General features: G+C 70.2%; 24 protein-coding genes and 1 tRNA gene. 13 read left to right on the forward strand and 12 right to left on the reverse strand.

What is annotated here, in order from left to right; all coding sequences use genetic code 11:
• The first annotated feature begins 62 nt into the window (after positions 1–62).
• Positions 63–272, forward strand: a complete 210-nt coding sequence (locus ACWGIF_RS04585; protein WP_453490976.1) for a DUF4259 domain-containing protein — start codon at positions 63–65, stop codon at positions 270–272.
• 289 nt (positions 273–561) lie between these two features.
• Here ACWGIF_RS04585 and ACWGIF_RS04590 read toward each other — a convergent pair whose 3' ends face one another.
• The 3 genes from ACWGIF_RS04590 to ACWGIF_RS04600 all read right to left on the reverse strand — a co-directional run bounded on the left by ACWGIF_RS04590 (position 562) and on the right by ACWGIF_RS04600 (position 1,879).
• Positions 562–951 carry a hypothetical protein gene (locus ACWGIF_RS04590; RefSeq protein WP_453490979.1) on the reverse strand — a complete coding sequence of 130 codons (390 nt, stop codon included), beginning with the start codon at positions 949–951 and terminating at the stop codon, positions 562–564.
• Positions 948–1,232 carry a hypothetical protein gene (locus tag ACWGIF_RS04595; protein WP_453490982.1) on the reverse strand — a complete coding sequence of 95 codons (285 nt, stop codon included), beginning with the start codon at positions 1,230–1,232 and terminating at the stop codon, positions 948–950. Before ACWGIF_RS04595 ends, ACWGIF_RS04590 begins: the two co-directional genes overlap by 4 nt.
• A 425-nt stretch (positions 1,233–1,657) precedes the next feature.
• Positions 1,658–1,879 carry a hypothetical protein gene (locus ACWGIF_RS04600; RefSeq protein WP_453490985.1) on the reverse strand — a complete coding sequence of 74 codons (222 nt, stop codon included), beginning with the start codon at positions 1,877–1,879 and terminating at the stop codon, positions 1,658–1,660.
• 200 nt (positions 1,880–2,079) lie between these two features.
• On the opposite strand from ACWGIF_RS04600, the gene ACWGIF_RS04605 reads away from it, so the two are divergent.
• Positions 2,080–2,220, forward strand: a complete 141-nt coding sequence (locus ACWGIF_RS04605) for a hypothetical protein (RefSeq protein WP_453490988.1) — start codon at positions 2,080–2,082, stop codon at positions 2,218–2,220.
• Between the two features lie 300 nt (positions 2,221–2,520).
• Here the strand turns inward: ACWGIF_RS04605 and ACWGIF_RS04610 are convergent, their stop codons facing one another.
• The 3 genes from ACWGIF_RS04610 to ACWGIF_RS04620 form a co-directional block, all read right to left on the reverse strand.
• Positions 2,521–2,937 (reverse strand): DUF5133 domain-containing protein, encoded by a 417-nt coding sequence (locus ACWGIF_RS04610; protein ID WP_453490991.1) that lies wholly within the window; start codon positions 2,935–2,937, stop codon positions 2,521–2,523.
• A gap of 125 nt (positions 2,938–3,062) precedes the next feature.
• Complete coding sequence (locus ACWGIF_RS04615) at positions 3,063–3,407, reverse strand: STAS domain-containing protein (RefSeq protein ID WP_453490994.1); 345 nt, start codon at positions 3,405–3,407, stop codon at positions 3,063–3,065.
• 908 nt (positions 3,408–4,315) lie between these two features.
• Positions 4,316–4,798 carry a hypothetical protein gene (locus tag ACWGIF_RS04620; protein WP_453490997.1) on the reverse strand — a complete coding sequence of 161 codons (483 nt, stop codon included), beginning with the start codon at positions 4,796–4,798 and terminating at the stop codon, positions 4,316–4,318.
• Between the two features lie 298 nt (positions 4,799–5,096).
• Here ACWGIF_RS04620 and ACWGIF_RS04625 point away from each other — a divergent pair, with 298 nt between their 5' ends.
• The 5 genes from ACWGIF_RS04625 (at position 5,097) to ACWGIF_RS04645 (ending at position 8,813) form a co-directional block, all read left to right on the forward strand.
• Positions 5,097–5,372, forward strand: a complete 276-nt coding sequence (locus tag ACWGIF_RS04625; protein ID WP_453491000.1) for an isoamylase early set domain-containing protein — start codon at positions 5,097–5,099, stop codon at positions 5,370–5,372.
• 100 nt (positions 5,373–5,472) lie between these two features.
• Positions 5,473–5,889: a CBS domain-containing protein gene (locus ACWGIF_RS04630; RefSeq protein ID WP_453491003.1), complete on the forward strand. Its 417-nt coding sequence runs from the start codon at positions 5,473–5,475 to the stop codon at positions 5,887–5,889.
• Between the two features lie 619 nt (positions 5,890–6,508).
• Complete coding sequence (locus ACWGIF_RS04635) at positions 6,509–7,531, forward strand: ATP-dependent DNA ligase (RefSeq protein ID WP_453491006.1); 1,023 nt, start codon at positions 6,509–6,511, stop codon at positions 7,529–7,531.
• Between the two features lie 376 nt (positions 7,532–7,907).
• Entirely contained in the window at positions 7,908–8,150 is a 243-nt protein-coding gene (locus ACWGIF_RS04640) for a protealysin inhibitor emfourin (protein WP_453491009.1), read from the forward strand.
• Between the two features lie 219 nt (positions 8,151–8,369).
• The gene (locus tag ACWGIF_RS04645; RefSeq protein ID WP_453491012.1) at positions 8,370–8,813 is read left to right on the forward strand and encodes an STAS domain-containing protein; all 444 of its coding nucleotides are present in this window, start codon (positions 8,370–8,372) and stop codon (positions 8,811–8,813) included.
• A 236-nt stretch (positions 8,814–9,049) separates the two neighbouring features.
• Here the strand turns inward: ACWGIF_RS04645 and ACWGIF_RS04650 are convergent, their stop codons facing one another.
• Entirely contained in the window at positions 9,050–9,445 is a 396-nt protein-coding gene (locus ACWGIF_RS04650) for an ATP-binding protein (protein ID WP_453491014.1), read from the reverse strand.
• Positions 9,446–9,682: 237 nt separating this feature from the next.
• Between ACWGIF_RS04650 and ACWGIF_RS04655 the strand changes: the two genes are divergently transcribed.
• Positions 9,683–10,990: a PP2C family protein-serine/threonine phosphatase gene (locus tag ACWGIF_RS04655; RefSeq protein WP_453491224.1), complete on the forward strand. Its 1,308-nt coding sequence runs from the start codon at positions 9,683–9,685 to the stop codon at positions 10,988–10,990.
• Positions 10,991–11,306: 316 nt separating this feature from the next.
• Here the strand turns inward: ACWGIF_RS04655 and ACWGIF_RS04660 are convergent, their stop codons facing one another.
• Together ACWGIF_RS04660 and ACWGIF_RS04665 are read right to left on the reverse strand one after the other, a co-directional pair.
• Positions 11,307–11,495 carry a hypothetical protein gene (locus ACWGIF_RS04660; protein WP_453491017.1) on the reverse strand — a complete coding sequence of 63 codons (189 nt, stop codon included), beginning with the start codon at positions 11,493–11,495 and terminating at the stop codon, positions 11,307–11,309.
• 682 nt (positions 11,496–12,177) lie between these two features.
• Positions 12,178–12,405, reverse strand: a complete 228-nt coding sequence (locus tag ACWGIF_RS04665; protein ID WP_453491019.1) for a hypothetical protein — start codon at positions 12,403–12,405, stop codon at positions 12,178–12,180.
• Positions 12,406–13,086: 681 nt separating this feature from the next.
• Between ACWGIF_RS04665 and ACWGIF_RS04670 the strand changes: the two genes are divergently transcribed.
• From ACWGIF_RS04670 to ACWGIF_RS04680, 3 genes are all read left to right on the forward strand, one after another.
• On the forward strand, positions 13,087–13,389 hold the full coding sequence (locus ACWGIF_RS04670) for a hypothetical protein (RefSeq protein ID WP_453491022.1): 303 nt from the start codon (positions 13,087–13,089) through the stop codon (positions 13,387–13,389).
• Positions 13,390–14,509: 1,120 nt separating this feature from the next.
• Positions 14,510–14,908, forward strand: coding sequence for a VOC family protein (locus tag ACWGIF_RS04675; RefSeq protein ID WP_453491025.1), 399 nt, complete (start codon positions 14,510–14,512; stop codon positions 14,906–14,908).
• Positions 14,909–15,390: 482 nt separating this feature from the next.
• On the forward strand, positions 15,391–16,056 hold the full coding sequence (locus tag ACWGIF_RS04680) for an HAD family hydrolase (protein WP_453491028.1): 666 nt from the start codon (positions 15,391–15,393) through the stop codon (positions 16,054–16,056).
• A gap of 121 nt (positions 16,057–16,177) precedes the next feature.
• Here the strand turns inward: ACWGIF_RS04680 and ACWGIF_RS04685 are convergent.
• Both ACWGIF_RS04685 and ACWGIF_RS04690 read right to left on the reverse strand, forming a co-directional pair.
• Positions 16,178–16,254 (reverse strand) — tRNA-Trp (locus ACWGIF_RS04685).
• Positions 16,255–16,308: 54 nt separating this feature from the next.
• Complete coding sequence (locus ACWGIF_RS04690) at positions 16,309–17,043, reverse strand: ankyrin repeat domain-containing protein (protein WP_453491031.1); 735 nt, start codon at positions 17,041–17,043, stop codon at positions 16,309–16,311.
• 220 nt (positions 17,044–17,263) lie between these two features.
• Here ACWGIF_RS04690 and ACWGIF_RS04695 point away from each other — a divergent pair, with 220 nt between their 5' ends.
• Positions 17,264–17,503 carry a hypothetical protein gene (locus ACWGIF_RS04695; RefSeq protein ID WP_453491034.1) on the forward strand — a complete coding sequence of 80 codons (240 nt, stop codon included), beginning with the start codon at positions 17,264–17,266 and terminating at the stop codon, positions 17,501–17,503.
• 162 nt (positions 17,504–17,665) lie between these two features.
• On the opposite strand, the gene ACWGIF_RS04700 is transcribed toward ACWGIF_RS04695, so the two are convergent.
• Positions 17,666–18,439, reverse strand: coding sequence for a class I SAM-dependent methyltransferase (locus tag ACWGIF_RS04700; RefSeq protein WP_453491037.1), 774 nt, complete (start codon positions 18,437–18,439; stop codon positions 17,666–17,668).
• Positions 18,440–18,601: 162 nt separating this feature from the next.
• Between ACWGIF_RS04700 and ACWGIF_RS04705 the strand changes: the two genes are divergently transcribed.
• Positions 18,602–19,924 (forward strand): glycoside hydrolase family 18 protein, encoded by a 1,323-nt coding sequence (locus ACWGIF_RS04705; protein ID WP_453491040.1) that lies wholly within the window; start codon positions 18,602–18,604, stop codon positions 19,922–19,924.
• Positions 19,925–19,957 lie beyond the last annotated feature (33 nt).

Here is a 19,957-nt window from a genome sequence, read left to right on the forward strand (position 1 = left end):
TACCGCGCCCGAGTCCCGCTCCAGTGAGGCGAGCAGCGCGGTCCCTCCCGGACGGCCCCATCGTGATTGACCCGGACGACGGCCCCAGCGAACCGCTGCTCACACTGCCAGCCTCCCTTCGCGCGTCGGCGAGACTCGCACTGGACCGGGTTCTCCAGGACGGATCAGAAATGGCAACCGGCTGGATGGACAGCGCCGAGGCCGACCAGTGGCGCCAGGAAATGCGACAGATCCTCCCAGCACTCGAAACACCCACTGATCACTCATCGTGACCGCTACACGGAAGTCGTGCCAGAGCCCATCGACGTGTATAGAGCCATGGTGCTGCCGTCACGGAACACGGCGTCGACGACGGCGGGGGAGGCCTCGCTTGTGGAGATTTCGCGCAGAGCGCCAGGGAGAACCTCCCCGGGATGACCTGGTCGACGCTTGCGACTCTGATTGGAGCGGTCCTCATCCCGCTGTGGCCGAGAGCGGCTGCGGACGGCGTTCACCCCGCCGAGCCGCTGAAGGGCCCTGATTGCGGCGCGCATGACTGCGCGCGGCGGCGGGTCGGGACCTCTATCCGATCGGTTCGGCGACGATCCGGCTGTCGATCTGCTTGTAAGCAGTGGCCTGGCGGGTGAGGACGGGCAGGCCGGAGCCGAGCGCGAGATGGGCGCAGTGAGCTGTGGGCAGATCGGCGGCTCGCTCGCGAGTGAGCTGAGCGACGGCCCAGCAGCCCGCTTCGTCCAGGGCCCGGAAGACGAAGCACGGGGCCGACATGGCGTCCTGCAGCATCTGCGCTACCTCCGCCTGCACGACGGAGGTGAGCCCTGCAGCGAAAGCGATTGCCGGCACGTACAGGGGTTGGACTTGCTGGACGGAGCGGAAGACGCGTGCGGCCATGTACATATCGCCGTGCGCGAGGGCCGCGATCGCGGTGTGGTCGAGGATGTAGCCGGTGTTCACGCGGCGCTCTGCTCCTCGTCAGGGCGGCCGATGAAGCCGTGCCGGCGGTCGGCTGCCTCGGCGGCGGCCAAGGCCTTCTCCCACTCGCCAGGGTTCTCTTCGCGCGCGCGGTAGGCGAACCATCGGACGGCTCGGTCCGCGCGTTCGGCCTGGTCGAGCTTGGCGGACACCGCGTCTTCGATCCACGCGGGGACCGAGCCGTCCGGGCTGGCGCGCAGGATGCTTTCGATCACTGCCACCTTGTCGGTGTCGATCGTGACCGTGACCTTCTTCTTCGCCATATCAGCACCATACCGATGCCATACCGTCCTATCAGGCCTTTGCGTGCCGCTCCAGAAGAACCTGCACGTACAGGTGGCCGACGGTCTGGGCTGGGCCCGCAGTTGGCGGATCTGGGCACACGCGACGGGTGGCGCCCCACCGCGACTCCTTTACAGACAAGCACAGACAGTGATCGCTTGGTGATGGCTGTCCGAGGGCGATTCCGCACCGGGCTCCCGGGCGCAGCGCCGCAGGCCGGACATGCCACCTCAAGAGCTTGGGCAGAGCGTCCGGGAGATCCTGCTGACGGTCCCCGACGTGGTGGTGTGCCCGCTGTGCCGGGGCCCGACAGCGAACTGGGCCTGCTCGATATCTGACGCAGGCACGCCCCCAACGGGACGGCGATCGAAGATCGGGCTGTGCGAGGGACCGCTCGTCGCGGGGTTCATCGGCGTGCGCGCCAGGTGCCGTAGAGGGCGGCGACGGCGCTGATGACGCCGGCGAATCCGGCTTCGCCGACGGTGAGGTAGATGCCGGCGCAGGTGGCGAGGAGCGCGACCAGGACCGCGGCGTCGGGGATGCGGTGCGTCCTGCTTGCCGGGTCCGGTTCGTGGTCTGGAGACCGGTGGGGGTCGGGTGTCTGCGGGGTGGTGCCGGTGTTGGTCATGACTCCAGGAGAGCGCCTCTGCCGCCGGGTTCCGAGTGATCCGTACGGGCCCGCCCGGCCCCGGACGACCCTCCGTTTCGGTCGGCCGGGTTCGGGCTGGTTCCGGACGGGGCGGGGCGTTCGCAACCGTTCGGCGCAATCCGTATACGTACGGCCTCACCGCCCTCTGGCGTGGCTTTTGCGTGCAGGCAGGGGGGTTGATGGCAGTTGAAGAACCCGGGGTCGAGCCGCAGGACCGCGGGGCGATCGAGGCGTACGACGCCGCGCTGGCCGCCTTCACCGAGAAGCTGAACCTCCTCCACATATCCCCGAGAAGTTCCGGGCCGACTCCGCGCTCGTGACGGAGTGGCGCGGGAATGTGTCTGTCTGCTTCCGGAGCGATGCATCGTCGAGTGGGCAGGCGTCGAACTGTCCCATCATCCTGCGGGTGATGAATTGGACCGTGTTGCAGTCGAACAGTGCCCATGCCCGGCCCGGCGGACTTCGCTGACCCCTCCGCCCCGAGCCGCTCGGCCAGCAGCCGCTGCCGACCGTCCGCGTCCAAGCCGGCACGGCTCGGCCCGAAGCGGGCAGTCGGCCGGCAGGCAGAGAAGTCCGCCCATCGTCCAGAGCAGGCGCCCTGCTGGGCCGGGAGGGCGAGGTCAGCCCTGCGTGTACTGGAGCGCCTCGTGCACCGCCGCGTGCGCGGAGGGCTGCGCCATGAGCACGCACAGGGTGAAGAGGGAGTCGTCCAGGGCCCGGCGTGCGGCATCGTCGGTGGGTACGGCGGCCAGGCGCACCCGGGCGTCGAAGAACCGGCCGAGCGCCTGTTCGGCGTCCTCGAGGTTCGGCATCAGGTGCGGGCCGGGCGTCGAGGGGGCGCTGTCCGGGGACTGTGCCGCCTGGACGGCCTGGTGAAGTGCCCGTTCCACGTGGGCGGGCAGGGGTGCGCCGCGCGCTTGGGCGGCCATCGCGGCGGCCAGCCCGGGCACGGGAAGTTGAGCGTGAGCGGCAGCGGCGGAGAGGATCCGCTCGGCTACACGGGCCGGTGCGGGGATCCTCGCCATCAGCGTGCCCACGGCCCACGAGACGACCTGCTCGGGCGGCTCCGGTGCGTTGGGGGTAGGGAGGGCCGCCTCTGACCGAGCCGCGAGAGGGAGGGGAGACGTCATGGGGATCACAGGCTTCGAGGTAGGCGTCCCGATCACATGAGGTAGGGACGGGTTCCGGTGAGCTGGAGGAGCCGTTCCACGGTGCGGCCGGCGGTGGCGATCCGCAGCGTTCGGTGGGCTTGCTGGGCGGTGTTGCGGGCGGCCAGGAGAACGTTGAGGCCGGCGCAGTCGCAGAAGGTGACCTGGTCGAGGTCGAGGGTGACGCCGCCCCGGTAGGTGGTGAGGGCGGTCAGGAGGGCCTCGCCGACATATCCGGCGTTGTGGAGATCGACCTCGCCACTGACGGCGACATCGGCCGACCCATACGGCCCCGGGGTCACGCTGATCTGCAGGCCGTCGGCGGCCGGGACGCGGTCGCGCTCCATGGTCTGGGTCATGTCTTCCTCCCACTCGGCCTGAGTGCCTCTGCTCCTCCAGACTTCTGCTTCTCCCGCGATTCGGGCTTCTCACAGCATCGTCGGCACCGGCCCGACGCCCGTCAAGAATCACGTAAGGAATGGGACATTCATACTAATTATGTACACTTCGGAGATATAGGGAGATGTGACGTGCTTGACCGGGCGTCCTGAACCCTCCTGGCCTACCAGCCAGGCACCAGCCCTCCTGGCCCTCTCCCGCAAAACCGCCGCGCAGCAACACCTCGGCAGACCGCGCCCGAGGAGGGTGCGGGGACGGCATCAACGGCCGCTGCCGGCGCCACGGCTTTCCCGTTACGACGCCTCTGGCAGCCTCCGTCATGGCGGCGCTGTGCGGCCACCGGTCCGGCCTGAGCGAGACCGCGCCCGGCACGCCGGACTCGTCAAGCGACCGGCCTCCGCCCGGGCTCCCTGCGCGGCAGCACGAGTCGCCGACCGGTGAGAACGGCGGGAGCGCCGGCTTCCCCTGCGTTTCGAGCGGCTGGCTTGGACGTGAGCGCGGCGGACATGCCCCGGTTCGGGGCGGGCGCTGGCCCAGCCGCGGGCTGCATGACGAGTGGGCACCTGCGCTGAGGGGGAGGGGCAGGTGCCCACGGGGGTGACGGCCGGGGGCCGCTCAGCGTACCGGCCGCCGTTTCCAGCGTAAGTTCCTCAGGCGAAGTTGCCTCGCCCTACATCCGGACCTGCCCCGTGGAGCCTGCGGCGGTGCCCTGTCAGGCCGGCCGGTCACCAGGAGCATGTCGCCTGGGCCGGGGCGGACCCACCACCCTGCCGCCCGCTCCGGGCGTGGACGAATATCCGTATGCGTGGGCGGTCGGTGCCGCACTCGGGGAGGGCCCCCTCCCGTACGACTTGCCTCCCTCCTGCCGCTACCGGATCCGCTGCGCGAGCCCGTGCGTACACGCCACGTCGACCGAGGCGGCGGGGATGCGCATGCACCGCAGCAGGTCGCATGTAGTGCGCAGGGTGAGGTTGCTGTGCCAGCGGACGCCCGGGTGGCGGGCTCGCAGGTGCGACAGGGCGCGGTTGCCGAGGCCGCTGGAGAGGAAGTGTTCGTCGATGTGGATACCCGTGATCACACCTTGACCGCAGGAGGTGCAGATCTGGTAGTGAATCTGGCCGACGACCTTGCGGACGTGGACCAGGAGCAGGCACTCCTGCGCGGGAGTGGGGTCGCCGGGGATGCGGGTGGAGAGGAATTCGACGTCGCGGTAAGCAAGGATCCTGCGGCGCAGCCGCCTGCCGAGCCCTTCGCGGCGCCCGTGCCTCGCCCCGTGCGATGGCGCGGCCGGGCTTGGGCGGGGGCCGGAACGGTAGAGGGCGCTCGTGGGACGTGCGTGGTCTCCGGACATGGACCTCGTGTGCCCAGGCGGCCGCCCCTGATGCCTCGGCGGCGGGCCGCCGAGCCCCGCTTTCTGCCTTGAGCCGCTGCTGAGCAGGGCTGTCCCGACTCCCTCGGTGGTGGGGCGGACGGTCACCGCGATCATGCGGCTCTTCCTGTTGCGGGCCGCAGTCGTTCACACCGCGCTCCGGCCCGCTGCCGGTCGGGTGAAGGAATACCTGACACGGCCGCGTCCCGGGGTGGTCGGACCGTGATGGCTGGAGGATGGCCCGCGACCACCCGTCCCTGCCGCCGAGGAGTCTCCTTCCGTGCTGGAACGCAAGCAGCTCAAGGACCGCACCCAGGTCACGTTCGTCCTGCCCGCTGACACCCCTCCGGGCCCGGTCAGCGTGGTGGGTGATTTCAACGACTGGCAGCCCGGCATCCACACTCTGGTGCCCCGCAAGGACGGCTCGCGGGCGGTCACCGTCAGCCTGCCCGAGAAGAGCGTGCATTCCTTCCGCTATCTGGCCGCAGGCGACTGCTGGCTCGACGAGGACCAAGCCGACAGTCACGACGGGATCAACAGCCGCCTGCACACCTGATGCACGCCGGCAGGGGCAAGTGGACGCCCCACGTTTCCGCGCCCGGCCTACCGCCGGAGTCAGCGGGGTCCGAGGACACCCTTGAGAAAGGAGCGGCCGGATGACCACGGCTCGCGAGATCATGACGGAGGGCGCCGAGTGCATCGGCGCCGAGGAGACGGTCCTTGAGGCCGCGAAGAAGATGACGCAGATGGGCGTCGGAGCGCTGCCGATCTGCGGTACGGACGACAGGCTCAAGGGCATGCTCACCGACCGCGACATCGTCGTGAAGGTCCTCGGCGCGGGCAAGGACCCGAGCCAGGTGAAGGCCGGGGAGCTGGCCCAGGGCGAAGCGGTCACCATCGGCGCCGACGACGACGCCGCCGAGATCCTGCGCACCATGACCGAGCACAAGGTACGGCGCCTTCCCGTCATCGACGGGCACCGCCTGGTCGGCATCGTCGCCCAGGCCGACGTCGCGCGCGCCCTGCCCGACCCGCAGGTCGGCGACCTCCTCCAGGCGCTCTCCAGCGACTGAGACGGCGCCGCGGCGCGGTCTCAGTCGCTGGCACAGCCGGCCACCGGGGCGGGCCTGAGATTCGCAGCCGTGCCGACTCCTCGAGGACGTCGACCGCCGGCACGCGGCCGGCAACCTCGCTGCAGACGCGCCCGCCCTGCCCCGCACACGGGCAGAGCGACCGTGCCTCGTGGCCGCGCTCCGACGGTTGCGCTCCGACGGTTGCGCTCCGACGGTTGCGCTCCGACGGTTGCGCTCCGACGGCCGGCTCGTGCCGAGCGCGGCCGTAACCTGCCGTATCGGGCACCTGGTGTTGTCCGCGCCCAGGGGTCATGGCCCAGCTGAGCTTTGACTTGCGGCAGGTCTGCCAGGCCCCTCAACGCGATCAGCGGCTCCGCGGCGGCCTGGCCGTCGAGACCGGCGGGCGCATGTGGTGCCGAGCGAGGCGGGCTCCGCGGGGTGTGGGGCAGCCGCCTCCCGGATCGCCGACAGGTGCGCGTCGTCGTCCGCGACCGGCCCGGACAGGTCGACGTCCGCCTTGTCGCAACAGCGGTTTGCCCTTCGCAGGGACACTCCAGTCGAGCAGGTACTCCGCCACGGGCGACCCTGGAAGGGAGGGCGACCCTGAGGAGGTTTCCGGGTGACGCTGCGACCGCCGGTGGAGCCGATGCTGGCGCAGGCTGTGGAGTCGGTGCCGGGTCCCGGTGTGCTGGGCCCGCTGGCGTTCGAGCAGAAATTCGACGGTCACCGGACGCTGCTGTTCACCCCCACCGGCGCAGGAGACCGACTGCTGGTGCAGTCCCGGCGGGGGGCTCTGGTCCAGGACCGTTTCCCCGACCTCGTTTCCGCCGCCGAGCAGCTGCCCGGCGGTCTGGTCCTGGACGGGGAGCTCGTGGTCTGGGACGCCGAGGCGGGCCGATTGTCGTTCGAGGCGCTACAGCGCAGGGCCGCCGCGCGCGGCCGTGGCGCGCGAAGGCTGGCCGCGAGCCTGTCCGCGTTCTTCATCGCCTTCGACATCCTGCAGCAGGAGGGGACCGTGCTGCTCAAGTCCCCGTACCTGCAGCGCCGCGCCCGGCTGGAGACCCTGTTCGCCTCGCACAGGCTCTCGTCCCCCTGGACGTTGTGCCCGATGACCACGGACCTGATCAAGGCCCAGGAATGGCTGGAGTCCTGCACAGATGTGTCCGGCGTGGAAGGCATCGTGGTCAAAGCCATCCACCAGCACTACCAGCCAGGCTACAGAGGCTGGTACAAACTGAGGCACCGGGACACCACCGAAGCGGTCATCGGGGCCGTCACCGGCACCATGGTCCGCCCGCAGCTCCTCCTCCTGGGCCGCCACGACGCACTCGGCCACCTCCATCCCGTAGGCCGCACGGCCCCGCTGCGACCCGAGGCGGCCCGTCTGGTCGGCGGGAACGTGACCGAGGCCGACCCAGGACACCCGTGGACGGGCCTGCGGTTCACATCGGCCTGGGGCAGCAGAGACGTCCTGCACGTGACTCTGGTCCGCCCCGAGCTGGTCGCCGAGATCAGTGCCGACACCGCCGTCGATCACGGCGGGACCTACCGGCACCCGGTGCGCTTCAAACGACTGCGCCTGGACGTCACGGTCGAGGAGGTGCCCCGCTTCCGGCAGGGCCCGGCCGCGGCGGCCGGCTGAGTACCGGCGGGAGCTTCCGGACCCCAAGTCGCGGCGACGCTCCTCGAGGGATGCGGCGGCGGGCCGTGCACCCGTCGCAGGGCGCCCTGCTGACAGCCCCCGGCCCCGACAGCCGACGCGCCCCACCCACGCCTCTCGCACGCACCTCCCGTACCTCCCCGTACCTCCCGCATCCCACCCACCTCCCGCACCTCCCGCACCTCCCGCTTCCGTGCATACGGCTCGCCGATGACGGGTCGGCCACACAGCGGCGCTTTCCGGACGTTCGCACCGCCGGGACCCGGATCCGTGACAGCGGGTCGGCGTTCGGGGCATTCGCGCCAGTGGCTGCGACGTGCAGACCGTGTGACATCACCGGGAACAGGGAGGAACAGCCATGCTGATCACGGTCACCCGCTCCGGAGGCTTCGCCGGCTTCGAGAAGCTGCGTGCACTGGACACCTCGGACCGCGCGGACGCGGCGGAGCTGGAGGAACTCGCGCAACAGGCCGTCGCCCCCGTGGCCGACGGCTACCACTACCGGATCACCGTCGACGACGAGGTGCTCGACCTCCAGGACCCCTGCCTGTCCGACGCCCAGCGGGCACTGATCCGCACCGTCCTCGGCGAAGGCGCCTGACCGGAGACCGCACCCCGTACAGAGGGCCCGTAGGCCCTGGGACCTGGCCCGGAGGCCTGCGAGCACTGTGCTCGGCCGGGCAGGTCGTGGCTCACCGCGTCAGCACTGCGGGGCAGGCTTGCGGACACTTTCAAGGCTGGGGCACGATCGATGTGGACCATTCCCGCCCTGCGATCGGGTGGGGGTGCACGACTGGCCGGTCCTGGCGAGGTGAGACGGATGGAGCGCGACTTCCGCATCGTGACGAGACGTTTCGGCCCGACTGCGCACGTGTCCCTGGTCGGTGAGCTCGACCTGGACACCCGATCGGCGCTTCAGGACGTACGGGCGGCGCTCGACGAGAACGTGATCGTGGTGGTCTTCGACATGAGCCGCCTGACTTTCCTGGATGTCACCGGCCTGCACGCTCTCCTCGACCTCGACCTCGACCTCGACCGCAACCTCCGCGGTCCCGGCGTAACCTTCTTCGCCTACGGCTGGCAGGCCCAGCCCCTGCGGCTCCTGGACCTCATCGACACGGTGGTCCCTGTTCGGAAATCCGGCCCGCAACCCACCGCACCGCTGCGCCGTGCTCTGCGTGATGCCGCGGAGTCCCAGCGTGCCGCAGGCGCGGAAGCGGCCCGGAGGGCCGACGACGCCGTCGGGGTGACAGGGTCGCGCTAGCGAAACCGGCGGGGGTCAGATCAGTCGTTGGGACAGGACAGTCTCAGGGGCGAGGTGCGGCGCAGGAGCTGGTCGGCGACGTCGGTGGCGCGCTGATGGGCCGCTGGTGGCGGGGTGCGTAGGCATGGAGACGCTCGGCGGCCCGTGTCGCCGGCACAGGTAGAGACCGCTCGCACATCGGACCGGGCGCTCGTACATCGGACCGGGCGCTGGCCGGGTCTCCACTCCCCCATTCCCTACCAGGGAGCGTAGGCGTAGATGGTTTTGCCGCCGTCGGGAGTGGGTGCGATGTGTACGTGGGTGGTGAGGTGGTGAATCAGGTGCCATCCCCAGCCGCCGGTTCCGTCGGTGTGGGGCGGGCGGGGCTGGGGTGGGTGAGGGCTGGTGTCGGTGACGCGGATTTCGATGTGGTCCTGGCGCAATTCCAGATGAAGGCTGCAGGGGCCGTCGGTGTGGCGGAGCGCGTTCGTGACGAGTTCTGCGACGACCAGGAGCACGCCGTCGGGGTTTTCGGGCCGGGTAGGAGGCCTCGCCCGCGCGGCGTGGAGGAGGAAAGCGCGGGTGGCATTGCGTGCTGACGCCGTGGGCTGACCGGTACGCGGTACATGTTGATCGAGAACAGGTGCGGCCATGATCCTCCCTCCGCCTGGTGGGCCTATATGCCGCCTGCCCTTTCCTGGCCGCAAAAACCTGATTTCGCCCCGTTAGGGCGCCTGGTTTCGTCTGTCCGTGGGGTTCCTGGAGGAGGAGCATGAAGAGAGGGCGCCTGTCCATCGGGGATCGGCGTCGGTGGTCGACAGCGTGCAGGCTGGGCCGGAAGCAAAGGTGATGCCGTGAACGACCAGGACCGCGACACGCAGGGGCGGCGCATGCTGGCCGGCCTGTTGTCGGCGAGCCACCTTATGCCGTTGGAACTTTTGCCGGCCAAGACGGGCGAGCATGCGGCGGAGGTCGGCTTCACCCAGGTGCTGATCTACCTGGTGGATCTCCAGGGCGACGTCATGCGCCTGCTGTCCGGCGAGGACGCCGACCCCGGCGGTGCGGTCGGTGAGGAGACCGAGCTGAAGGTCGAGGGAACCGTGGCGGGGCGCGCGTTCCAGTACGGGCGGATCCTCGCCGGCGTCGGTGCCGGCGCGGATAGGGAAAAGGACCAGGACAAGGGTGGGGGTGGGGGTGGGGGCTGCTGGTGGGTGCCGCTGGTCGACGGCACTGAGCGTCTGGGCGTCCTGCGGATCACGACGCCCCATGATGACCCGCGCGCTCTAGAGGACATGGAGCTGCTGTCGGCCCTCGTTGCTCTGATCATCGCGAGCAAGCGGCGCAGCAGCGACCTCCATGCCCGGCTGACACGCACGCGGCGGCTGAACATCGCGGCGGAGATGCAGTGGCACCTGATGTCCCCGCCCACGTACGCGGACGGGCGGGTGATGATCTCGGCGGCGATGGAACCGGCATACAAGATCAGCGGGGATGCCTACGACTACGCGACCGCCGGACATGTGGTTCACCTGTCGCTGTTCGACGCGATGGGACACGATACCGCCGCCGGGCTGACCGCCAGTCTGGCGATGGGTGCCTGCCGCAACGCGCGCCGTGAGGGCGCGGGGCTGGTGGAGATAGGTGAGCGGATCGAGGAGGTGTTGATCGAACAGTACGGCCGGGACCGCTACGTCACCGGTGTCATCGCCGACCTCGATGCCCGTACCGGGGCGCTGAGGTGGGTCAACCGCGGCCATCACCCGCCGGTGATCATCCGTGGCGGCCGGTGGAGCACCCTGCTGGACTGCCCGCCCTGCCATCCCATGGGCACCGCCCTCGGCCTGCCTGCCCGTCTGTGCCGCCAGCAGCTGGAACCCGGCGACCGGATCGTCCTGTACACCGACGGCATCACTGAGGCCCGCCGTCCTGGAGACGAGGAATTCGGACTCGCGCGGTTCATCGACTTCCTCATCCGCCACCACGCCGACGGTCTGCCCGTCCCCGAAACCCTGCGCCGCCTCATCCACGCCGTCCTCGAGCACCACGACGGCCACCTCCAGGACGACGCCACCGTCCTGTTCTGTGAATGGCTCGGCCCCACCCCGCACCCCACAGGCCGGGCGGCAGCCCTCGCCGGCGTGCCCCGGGCGGCCGGCGACGGCGGTACCGGGCGGCGACGACACGACGTCGGCCGCTGACAGTCCGCTGCAGTCGGCGGTAGCCTCGCGCGGGCCGCCGCGGCCAGGCAAGCCACGAGGCGGCGCACTCTGCTCCGCCGAGACGCTTGGAGAGCTGAGCGACAGAGATGACAGGGATAGCGGGCCTGAGCCATGGCTCCGACCCGCTTTCATGGCTCCGACCCGCTTTCACTCTCCGCGCCGACCAGCTCCGCCGACGCTCACGTCCTCGCACCGGGGCGAGTCTTGTCGACCCGACCCGCGACCTCGTCACCGACCGTAGAAGGCACTCACCGCCCGGCCCGGGCGACCAAGCTGCCGACGGGCTGCCTCAGACCTACCCGTCCCTTTCGGGCCTTTCCCCGCGTCCTCGCCGCATGGCGCGCTCCACCCGGTCCGGGTCGGCGGGCGGGCCACCGCCCGGACCGGTCCTGGACTCGGCTCCCGGCGGGCGGCCGTGTTCGTCCACCATGGCTCCCTCATCGGGGAGCAGCGCCGGGCGGGGGTCCGGGTGCTTCTCGCCCATGTTCCACCGCCTTCCTGTAGGGGGCGCCTGCCCTGGGAGGACGTAGCGAAAACGCGGCTCCGGCTTCGTCGTCATCCCGGGGGAAACGCCGACCGCGGCCCCTGCATGGACACGTAGAACCCACCCGCAACCCGCCGCCCGCGGCTCCCGGTCGCCAGGAGCAGGCGGAACGGCGACGGCGACGGCGACCGATCCCGGGGCGGGCGGAGCGCCAGTGGGCCTCATCAGGTGGGACCAGACCTTCGACGAGTCGCCTCGCCGCCGCTGCAGCGGTTTCGCCATGCTGGACGGTCGACGACTACCTGACCGAGCTCGCCGCACCGCCCTGTTCCGGGCACGGTTCCTCCGGGATAAGACCACCATGGCCGAGGTGCGCATCCCGTATGTGATTACTTCGGTGTGCACACGAGGGCACTGTTTGTTCCGCCGAGTGGTCGGCTTTCTGGGACCACAGGCCGCTTCGGGTGACGAGAGGGAGACGCATTGATCACCCGTCCAGCGCGGCGGCAGCTCGGTCGTGGTCGGCACCAGCAAGGCAGTCGCGGAGGACGCGAGCGCGGCGATCCAGCAGACGCTCGACCACGTGACCGCGGACGAGCGGATTATGCGATCTCTCTGCACGGCAGCGGGCTGCGACCGCTACAAGACGGAAATGGGAGTCGCGGACTGAAGCGGCCACCGGTCAGGCGACCTTCTTGCGCTGAGGCGTCTTCCTCGTCTTCACCCCGCCGACGATGAGCGCCAGCCCTGCGGCGACGACGCCTAGGTAAGCGGTGGACGGGAGGTCGACGACCTTGTGCATCCAGCCCCACTCCGTGCCGAAGAGGGTCTGCGAAGCGAAGCTGACAAGCCCCTGGGCTCCTACGACGTAGCCAATGCTTTCGGCGGTGTATCCGATGGTTGTTCGCACGGATCAACCCTCGCGCGGCTGTGCCGCAAGATCGTCCACCACAGGGCGGAAAACACGGTAGGCCAAAGGATGCAGTCGCATGCGGAGAGCACCGGCCCAGCACCCCACACCGGCAGAGGAGTGGTCGACATCAGACGGCTCGAGAATTACGCCCTCGTCCGCCCATTGCCTGGGCCGGTCGACCTCCAGACCAGCTTGCTGCCGCCCTTGTGGCGCACCCGCGTCGGCCACGTGCACACCCACAACACCTGGACACGGCTCCTCAGCTGCGGACGGTGCAGGGCGTGCGGGGCTGTCGAAGGGCTCCCCATCAGGGATTGGGGACCCGCGAGGGCGTGGCACGCATCATGTTCGGCAACGATTCCACGCTCGACCACGCACTGTGAACGACATGCCCAAGGAGGGCTGGGGCCCTTCGGGCAAGCCCGAGTACAAATGCGAAAGGCATCGCAGGGCCCGGAGGCGGTCGGCTACAACCAGACCGTTCACATCACCGACTCCGGGCCCATGGTCTACTGACCCCACATCGACCGGCCCGGTGCCCCCTGACGGTTGGGTAGACGGCCGGCGTGCCGGCTAGGGCCTGTTCCGGCGGACCCAGCGGGGGCATCTTTCGAGCAGCCTCGATACGGCCGTGTCCGAGAGGTGTGCTGAGGTGGATCCTTCAACCAGGGAGGGAAGATGAACAGCGGCGTGCACGAGGGCTGCGGCCCCGTGCGGGGTCTCTCTCCTGATGATCACGTGTTCGTGTCCAAACGCGTGTATCGCGGGCAACCGGTCATGCGTGTGCACCTCGATGAGGACGGTGACTGGCAGGCGTTCTCGGGCGCCGAGCCACGCTGGTTCGGACGTCCGAGGCTGATCCATGCAGCTCACCTGCTGGAGCGTGATCCGTCATTGGCCAGCCTGCCGGCCCTGCCGCTGGGCCACCTCGCGACCCGCGATGAGACTTCCGGAACAGCCTGGCAGATCTTCCAGGGGTGACGATCAACGGAGCCACAGTCGGACCGCAGCCACGGTGACGGTGCCGTGGACCACCTGTTGATCAGCCCGCCCCATCTCCACAAACCTGACCTTGAGCACCGTCCCCTGCCCGGGGGGCACGCCCGCATCCTGTGGACCTTGCCTGTGACGGCCGCCGAAATCGAGTTCCGCAGGCACCGGTCACGAAGCATTGGGGCAACTCTTCGACGAGGCGGAGATCATTCCCACTGATCCTTTCCGGGCATCGGTCGTGTGAGGCTGACGGGATTGCGGGTAGGCCCGCATCAGGTCGGCGAAGGGCTTCGGCAGCGTGGACGGCGGGTCTCCCAGCTGGACGGTGACGGTGTTCTCGTTGTCAGTGACGGCGGCGGCGAGGCGGACGACGCGGCTGGCGGGGAGTGCGTAGAGGAGAACGCGAGCGCTGCGGCGACCCAGGCCGGCAGTGGCAAGAAGTCGTCGTTGAGGGCCCGGCTGAGGATCGCGAGGAGGCGGTGCGGGTGTAGCGGTTCCGGACCTGGGTGATGACTGCGGGCGGCAGCGTGAGGCGGAGCATCCGGCCGGTCTTCATGCACCACCGCAGGAATGACTGGGACCCTCCGGGTGCTCCCCCGACGCGGCATTGATCCGAGAGATGCGATCCGTTTCGGCCGTGCACGCCATTGCCGCCCGCCGCGCGGGGGTGCTCCGCGCGCCCGCCGAACGGCACGCCTGATGGGTACCGGGCGCAATTCGGGCAGCACCCGTGCCGACCTTTGCGCGCCGAGGCCGATCCCAGGTGGCTCCACCGGCTGACACTCCGTCACCAAAGGGCATGGTGAACACGGCCAGGACGCGCGGACCGGGGCGCTGACCACGCGGAGGACGGAGAACCTCCTGCAATGTTCGCCGCGACCCCGGTCCGCCGGTCGCAGCGGGGGACGGACAACGTCCAGGCGGTGTAGGGGGGTTCGTGAGGGGCATCGTGCGGCAGGGGTGACGCGTGGGAGTGCCGGGGGCGCACTGATGGGCTGGACTTCGCCCGAACGGGGTGCTTAGGATCGTGATCACGGCATCGCGTGTCGGTCACCGGCTGGGTGAGGCATGGAGGCGCCCGTGACGTGCCTTTCGGAGGCATTCACTCATGTCTGTCGAACTGAACCACACCATCATTCACTCCCGTGACAACCGGGAGTCCGCCACCTTCCTGGCGCACATCCTCAACCTCGAGGTAGGGGCCGAGTGGGGGCCCTTCATCCCCGTCGACACCGGTAACGGCGTCACCCTGGACTTCGCGTCCGTCCCGGCGGAATCCATCACGCCGCAGCACTACGCGTTCCTCCTCTCCGAGCAGGAGTTCGACGTGGCGTTCGAAAAGATCCGGGCGGCGGGCGCCCCGTACTTCGCCGACCCGCACGGCAAGCACCCCGGTGAGATCAACCACAACGACGGAGGCCGAGGGGTCTACTTCACGGATCCGTCGGGGCACGGGATGGAGATCATCACGCGCCCGTACGGCTACCAGGAGCCCGGGGCCGAGTAGTCCCCGGCCGCGTTGCCGATGCCCGGTGCCGATGCCCGGTGCCGGGGATCGGTGCGTGGACGTGTGCCCCGACTCGCCAGCCGCCGGTGGGGGCCGAGGTGGAGGGGGACCTGCGTCTGACCGACCATGCGTCCGGACTGCGACGCCGTGGCCGGTCCGGCACGCCGAGCGCAGTGTCGGGGCCGCCGCGGCGGCAGGCAAGCGCCGGCCATTGTCAGTGGGTGGGTCTAGCGTGGACGCATCATCCCCGCTACCCGCGGGGGGTGCTGCAGGGCTGCAGCTGCACGATCCCGCCCCACCGGACCCCGTACGGGGACAGCGCCCGGCGGGGCGGAGGTGCGTCCGGGCGGGCCGCAGGCGTCGCCCCGATGCCCGATACCCCGGAGTCCTCGGGTGTTGGTGGGGCAGCGGCCCGTATCGCCTCAGCCCGTTCCTCTCCCATACGGCATCGGCGTGGAGCGTCGCGCCCTAAGGTAGCCCGCATGATCCGGACTGTTGTGTTCGACGTCGGCGAGACCCTCACCAAGGACGACCGCTACTGGGCCACCTGGGCCGACTGGCTCCGAGTCCCGCGCCACACCCTGTCCGCACTCGTCGGCTCCGTCGTCGTCGACGGCCGCGACAACTCCGACGCCCTGCGGCTCCTGAAGCCCGGCATCGACGTCACGTCCGAGTACGAGGCCCGCGAGGCGGCCGGCCGCGGCGAGCGGCTCGACGAGTCCGACCTGTACGACGACGTCCGCCCCGCGCTCTCCGCCCTCCGGGAGATGCGCGTCCGCGTCGTCATCGCCGGGAACCAGAGCTCCAGGATGGGCGACCTGCTGCGCGCGCTGAAATTGCCCGCGGACCTCGTCGTCACCTCGGCCGAGTGGGGGGTCGCGAAGCCCAGCCCTGACTTCTTCCACCAGGTGATCGGCGCCGCCCAGGCGCGCGCCGACGAAACCCTGTACGTCGGCGACCACCCGCAGAACGACGTCTTCCCCGCGGTCGCCGCCGGGCTGCTGACCGCCCACCTCCGCCGCGGGCCGTGGGGCCACTGGTGGGCCGACGACGCAACCGTCCAGCGGGTCGCCGACTACTCGATCGACTCCCTGCTCGACGTCCCGTCCCTGGTCAATCCGTCCTGGTGCAAGGCCAGTCCGGGCTGAACGGGCGCCCCGGCTCGGGCTCGGGCTCGGCGGCGAGCAAGCACGCTTCCGGACACACGAGTACGCCCAGCCGAGAGCGAGGCTCTCACCTGGGCGTACTTGGTGAACGTGCTGTTCCACGTGGCAGGGGCGGCAGGATTCGAACCTGCGGCCTTCGGTTTTGGAGACCGGCGCTCTGACCAGCTGAGCTACACCCCTTCGGCGAGACCAACCATGGCACGGTCAGGCCCGAAGATCCACTGTTTTCGTTGCTCAACTGGGTGCGAGTCGCTCACCGGTGTGGGCGCCGGAGTTCTTCAGCCATTCGATCAGGTCGGCGTTCTCGCCGGTCAGGGCGATGTCGAGCGGGGTGAGCCCGTCATGGCCGATCCCGTCGATATCCGCCCCGTGAGACAGCAGATTTTGCGCAGTGGGCAGTTGGCCACCGTGGCATGCCTGCCAGAAGGCGCTGGTGACGTCCTCGGCGGAGGCGCCGGCCGCGAGGAACTCCTCGACCCGGTCGAGCAGGCCGAGGGCAGCGGCGGCCTGGAGGCCGGGGCGGGCCCCGAGGGCGAGCAGGCGGCGCGCTGCCTGCCACTGGCCGAAACCGCAGGCATCCGCGAGCGGGGTCCCGCCGCCGAGGACCGCGCCGGGGGCGTCGACATCCGCCCCGGCGGCGACGAGGGCGTCGACGGCTGCCACGTCGTCGTTGCTCGCCGCCCAGTGCAGCGGCGTCTCCGCGTGCGCCCCGACGAACCGGGCGTCCGGGTCGGCTCCGGCGGCGACGAGGATGCGGATCACCTCCGCGGTGTCGGGGTGGTGACCCGGCCAATCGGTCGCGATGTGCAGCAGGCTGCGCCCGCCCGCGGCCGCCCCGCGCTCGACGATGCGGGCGGATGGGAGTCCGGGATGCGCGTTCAGGAGGCCCCGCAGCCCCGAGAGATCGCCGCCCCGGATGGCGGCCGTGACGGCGACGGCGAGCGGATCGCCGGATTCGAGGAACTGCATGGACCGTCCTTCCCTGGGCCTGGCGGCCGGCTTGGGGCCTGTCTCTGTCGCATCCTGCCAGCTGCTGCGGGTGCCAGGACATGAGGGCCCGGAGCTCGCGAGCAGGGAGAACCCGTGGATCGGGAGGTTCCGCCATGCCTTGGGTCGTGAACCGGGCCGTACGCGACGGGGCCGTGAAGCGGGCTGTACGCGACCGTGCAGCCGCCTCCCGGGCTCCCTCGTGGCGGTCGCACTCCTGGTCCCCGTTCTGCTCGGCGCGGCGCCCGTCGGCTCCGGGGAGACGATCTCGCTGGCCGGGAACGAGCCCGGCCAGCGGCTCGACGTCACACTGACCCAGGTGACCGATCCCGCAAGCCCCACCGGCCCCGACCCCGAGCCCAACGGCCCCGATCCGGCCGCAGTCCAGTTCGCCCTCAACGGCGGCCTCGCGGACGATGTCGGCCACTGGAGCCTGCCCTGAAGGAGGGAGCGGCGATCCGCCGAAGCGGGGGTCGGGGTCGCGCAACAGCACCGACCAACGGGACGACGGCCTGTGACGGGGCCGACAGCCTGCAACGGGGCGGTCAGGCGGTCAGGGCGATGGGGGCGGTCAGGGCGATGGGGGCACGGGGTGCGGCAGAACCTAGCCGTCCGATCCCCCAGCCGACGGCGGTACCTCGACGACGAAGAACAGGAAGTTGGGTTTGGTCGAAATGTCGTGGAAGCCGTCGGGGAACAGCTCACGCGCAGCCGGGTCGGGCTGCGGCTCGCCGATGACGGAAAGACGGAAACCGGCGGTGGTGAAGGCATCGATCATCGCGTGCAGCGGCCTGCGCCAGAACCTCATCGGGGCGGACTGCCCGTTGAACGTCCAGTCGAAGGTATAGCTGGTGGTCGCAAAGTAGTCCGGCACCGGATCCGAAATCGCGTAGGCCACGAAAGGGTGGTCGACCGATGCCATCAGCCGGCCGCCGGGCCTGAGCACTCGCCGCATCTCGGCCAGCGTCGGACCCCAGTCCTCCAGGTAGTGCAGCACCAACGACGCGACCACGTCGTCGAACGCACCGTCGTCGAACGGCAGGCGGTCGCACAGGTCGACCACGTGCAGGGCCACGTCGTCACCGAGCCGCCGCCTGGCCAGCGCCAGCATCCCGGCGCTGACATCGATGCCGGTGACGACCGCGCCACGGTCGCGCAGTGCGGCGGTCAGAGGACCTGACCCGCAGCCCGCGTCCAGGATCCGGCGGCCGGCCACGTCTCCGGCGAGGGCCAGTATCGCGGGCCGCGCGTAGTACGCGTTCACCAGGTTGTTCTCGTTCTGCGCCGAATACGCCTCGGCGAAGCAGTCGTAGTCATTCGCCCGTGCCGGATCTGCAGGCGGGGCAGGGCGCACGGGCACGTCGGTCACTCGTTCCATCGGCGCACCCTAGTGGTCCCCTTGATCCGCCGGACAGAACCTGTGACGCCCCAGTGGGCGAGTTTCGGCCACCCCCTTGACCGCTCTGGTCCAGACCAATAGTTTCCGGCATGCACAGCGCACGCGCACACGCCCCACTCCCCGCCTCCGCAAAGGAAGCCCATGCGCCGCAGCATGCTCGGCAGGCTGGCCGTCGCCGCCTGCTCCCTTTCCCTTCTGACCGCCTTCGCACCCGCCGCGGCGCAGGCCGGCGGCGGCCACGACCGCCCGTACAAGAAGGTCGGCTACTTCACCCAATGGGGCGTCTACGGACGGGACTTCCAGGTCCAAGACCTGGAGGCGAACGGCTCAGCCGGCAAGCTCACCCACATCAACTACGCCTTCGGCAACGTCAGCCCGGAGGGCAAGTGCTTCACGGGGAACGTGCCCGGCGAGGCCGACGCCTGGGCCGACTACGTGCGTCCGCTGGACGCCGAGAACTCCGTGGACGGGGTGGCCGACACCAGTGAGCAGCCGCTGGCCGGCAACTTCAACCAGCTGCGCGAGCTCAAAGCCAGGCATCCCGGGCTCAAGGTACTGATCTCGCTGGGCGGTTGGAGCTGGTCCACCCACTTCTCGGACGCCGCGCTCACCCCGGCCTCCCGTAAGGCCTTCGTGGAGTCCTGCATCGACCTCTACATCAAGGGCGATCTCCCGCAGGACGGCACCCGCGGCGGCGCGGGAGCGGCGGCCGGCGTGTTCGACGGGATCGACCTCGACTGGGAGTGGCCCGGTTCTGAGGGCGACGCCGACACGAAGTTCCGGCCCGAGGACAAGCGCAACTTCACCGCGCTCGTCAAGGAGTTCCGCACGCAGCTCGACGCGTACGCGCGGAGCGGGAAGAAGGGGACGAAGTACGAGCTGACCGCCTTCGTCCCGACCGCCCCCGCCAAGATCGACGCGGGCTTCGACGTCCGCCGGATCATGCGCGACCTCGACTTCGTCACCCTCCAGGGATACGACTTCCACGTCTCCGGCGAGTCGGTGACCGCCCAGCAGTCCGCGCTCTACGCCCGAGGTGACTTCAGCGTCGACGGCACGGTGGACGCCTGGCAGCGGCGCGGTGCGCCCGCGCACAAGCTGGTGATGGGCATGCCGTTCTACGGGCAGGGCTGGACCGGTGTCGGCGGCGGCGGGGACGGTATGGGGCAGCCCGCCACGGGCCCGGCGCCGGCCACCTGGTCCGCCGGGTACGAGGACTACAAGGCGCTCAAGAAGCTGGCCGATTCGGGCACCTACCAGCTCCACCGGGACCGGCGCGGCGGCCACGCCTGGCTGTTCGACGGCACCACTCTGTGGACGTACGACGACCCGCAGGTGCTGCGCGCCAAGACCGGATACATCCGCGAACACGGCCTGGGCGGCGCGATGTTCTGGTCACTCGACGCGGACACCGCCGACGGCGAGCTGATGACGGCCGTCGACCGGGGCCTGCGCGGCCGCTGACGGGACCCCGCGCCGGGGCCGTCAGGCGCCCGC

Source organism: Streptomyces sp. NPDC054849 (genome assembly GCF_053610945.1).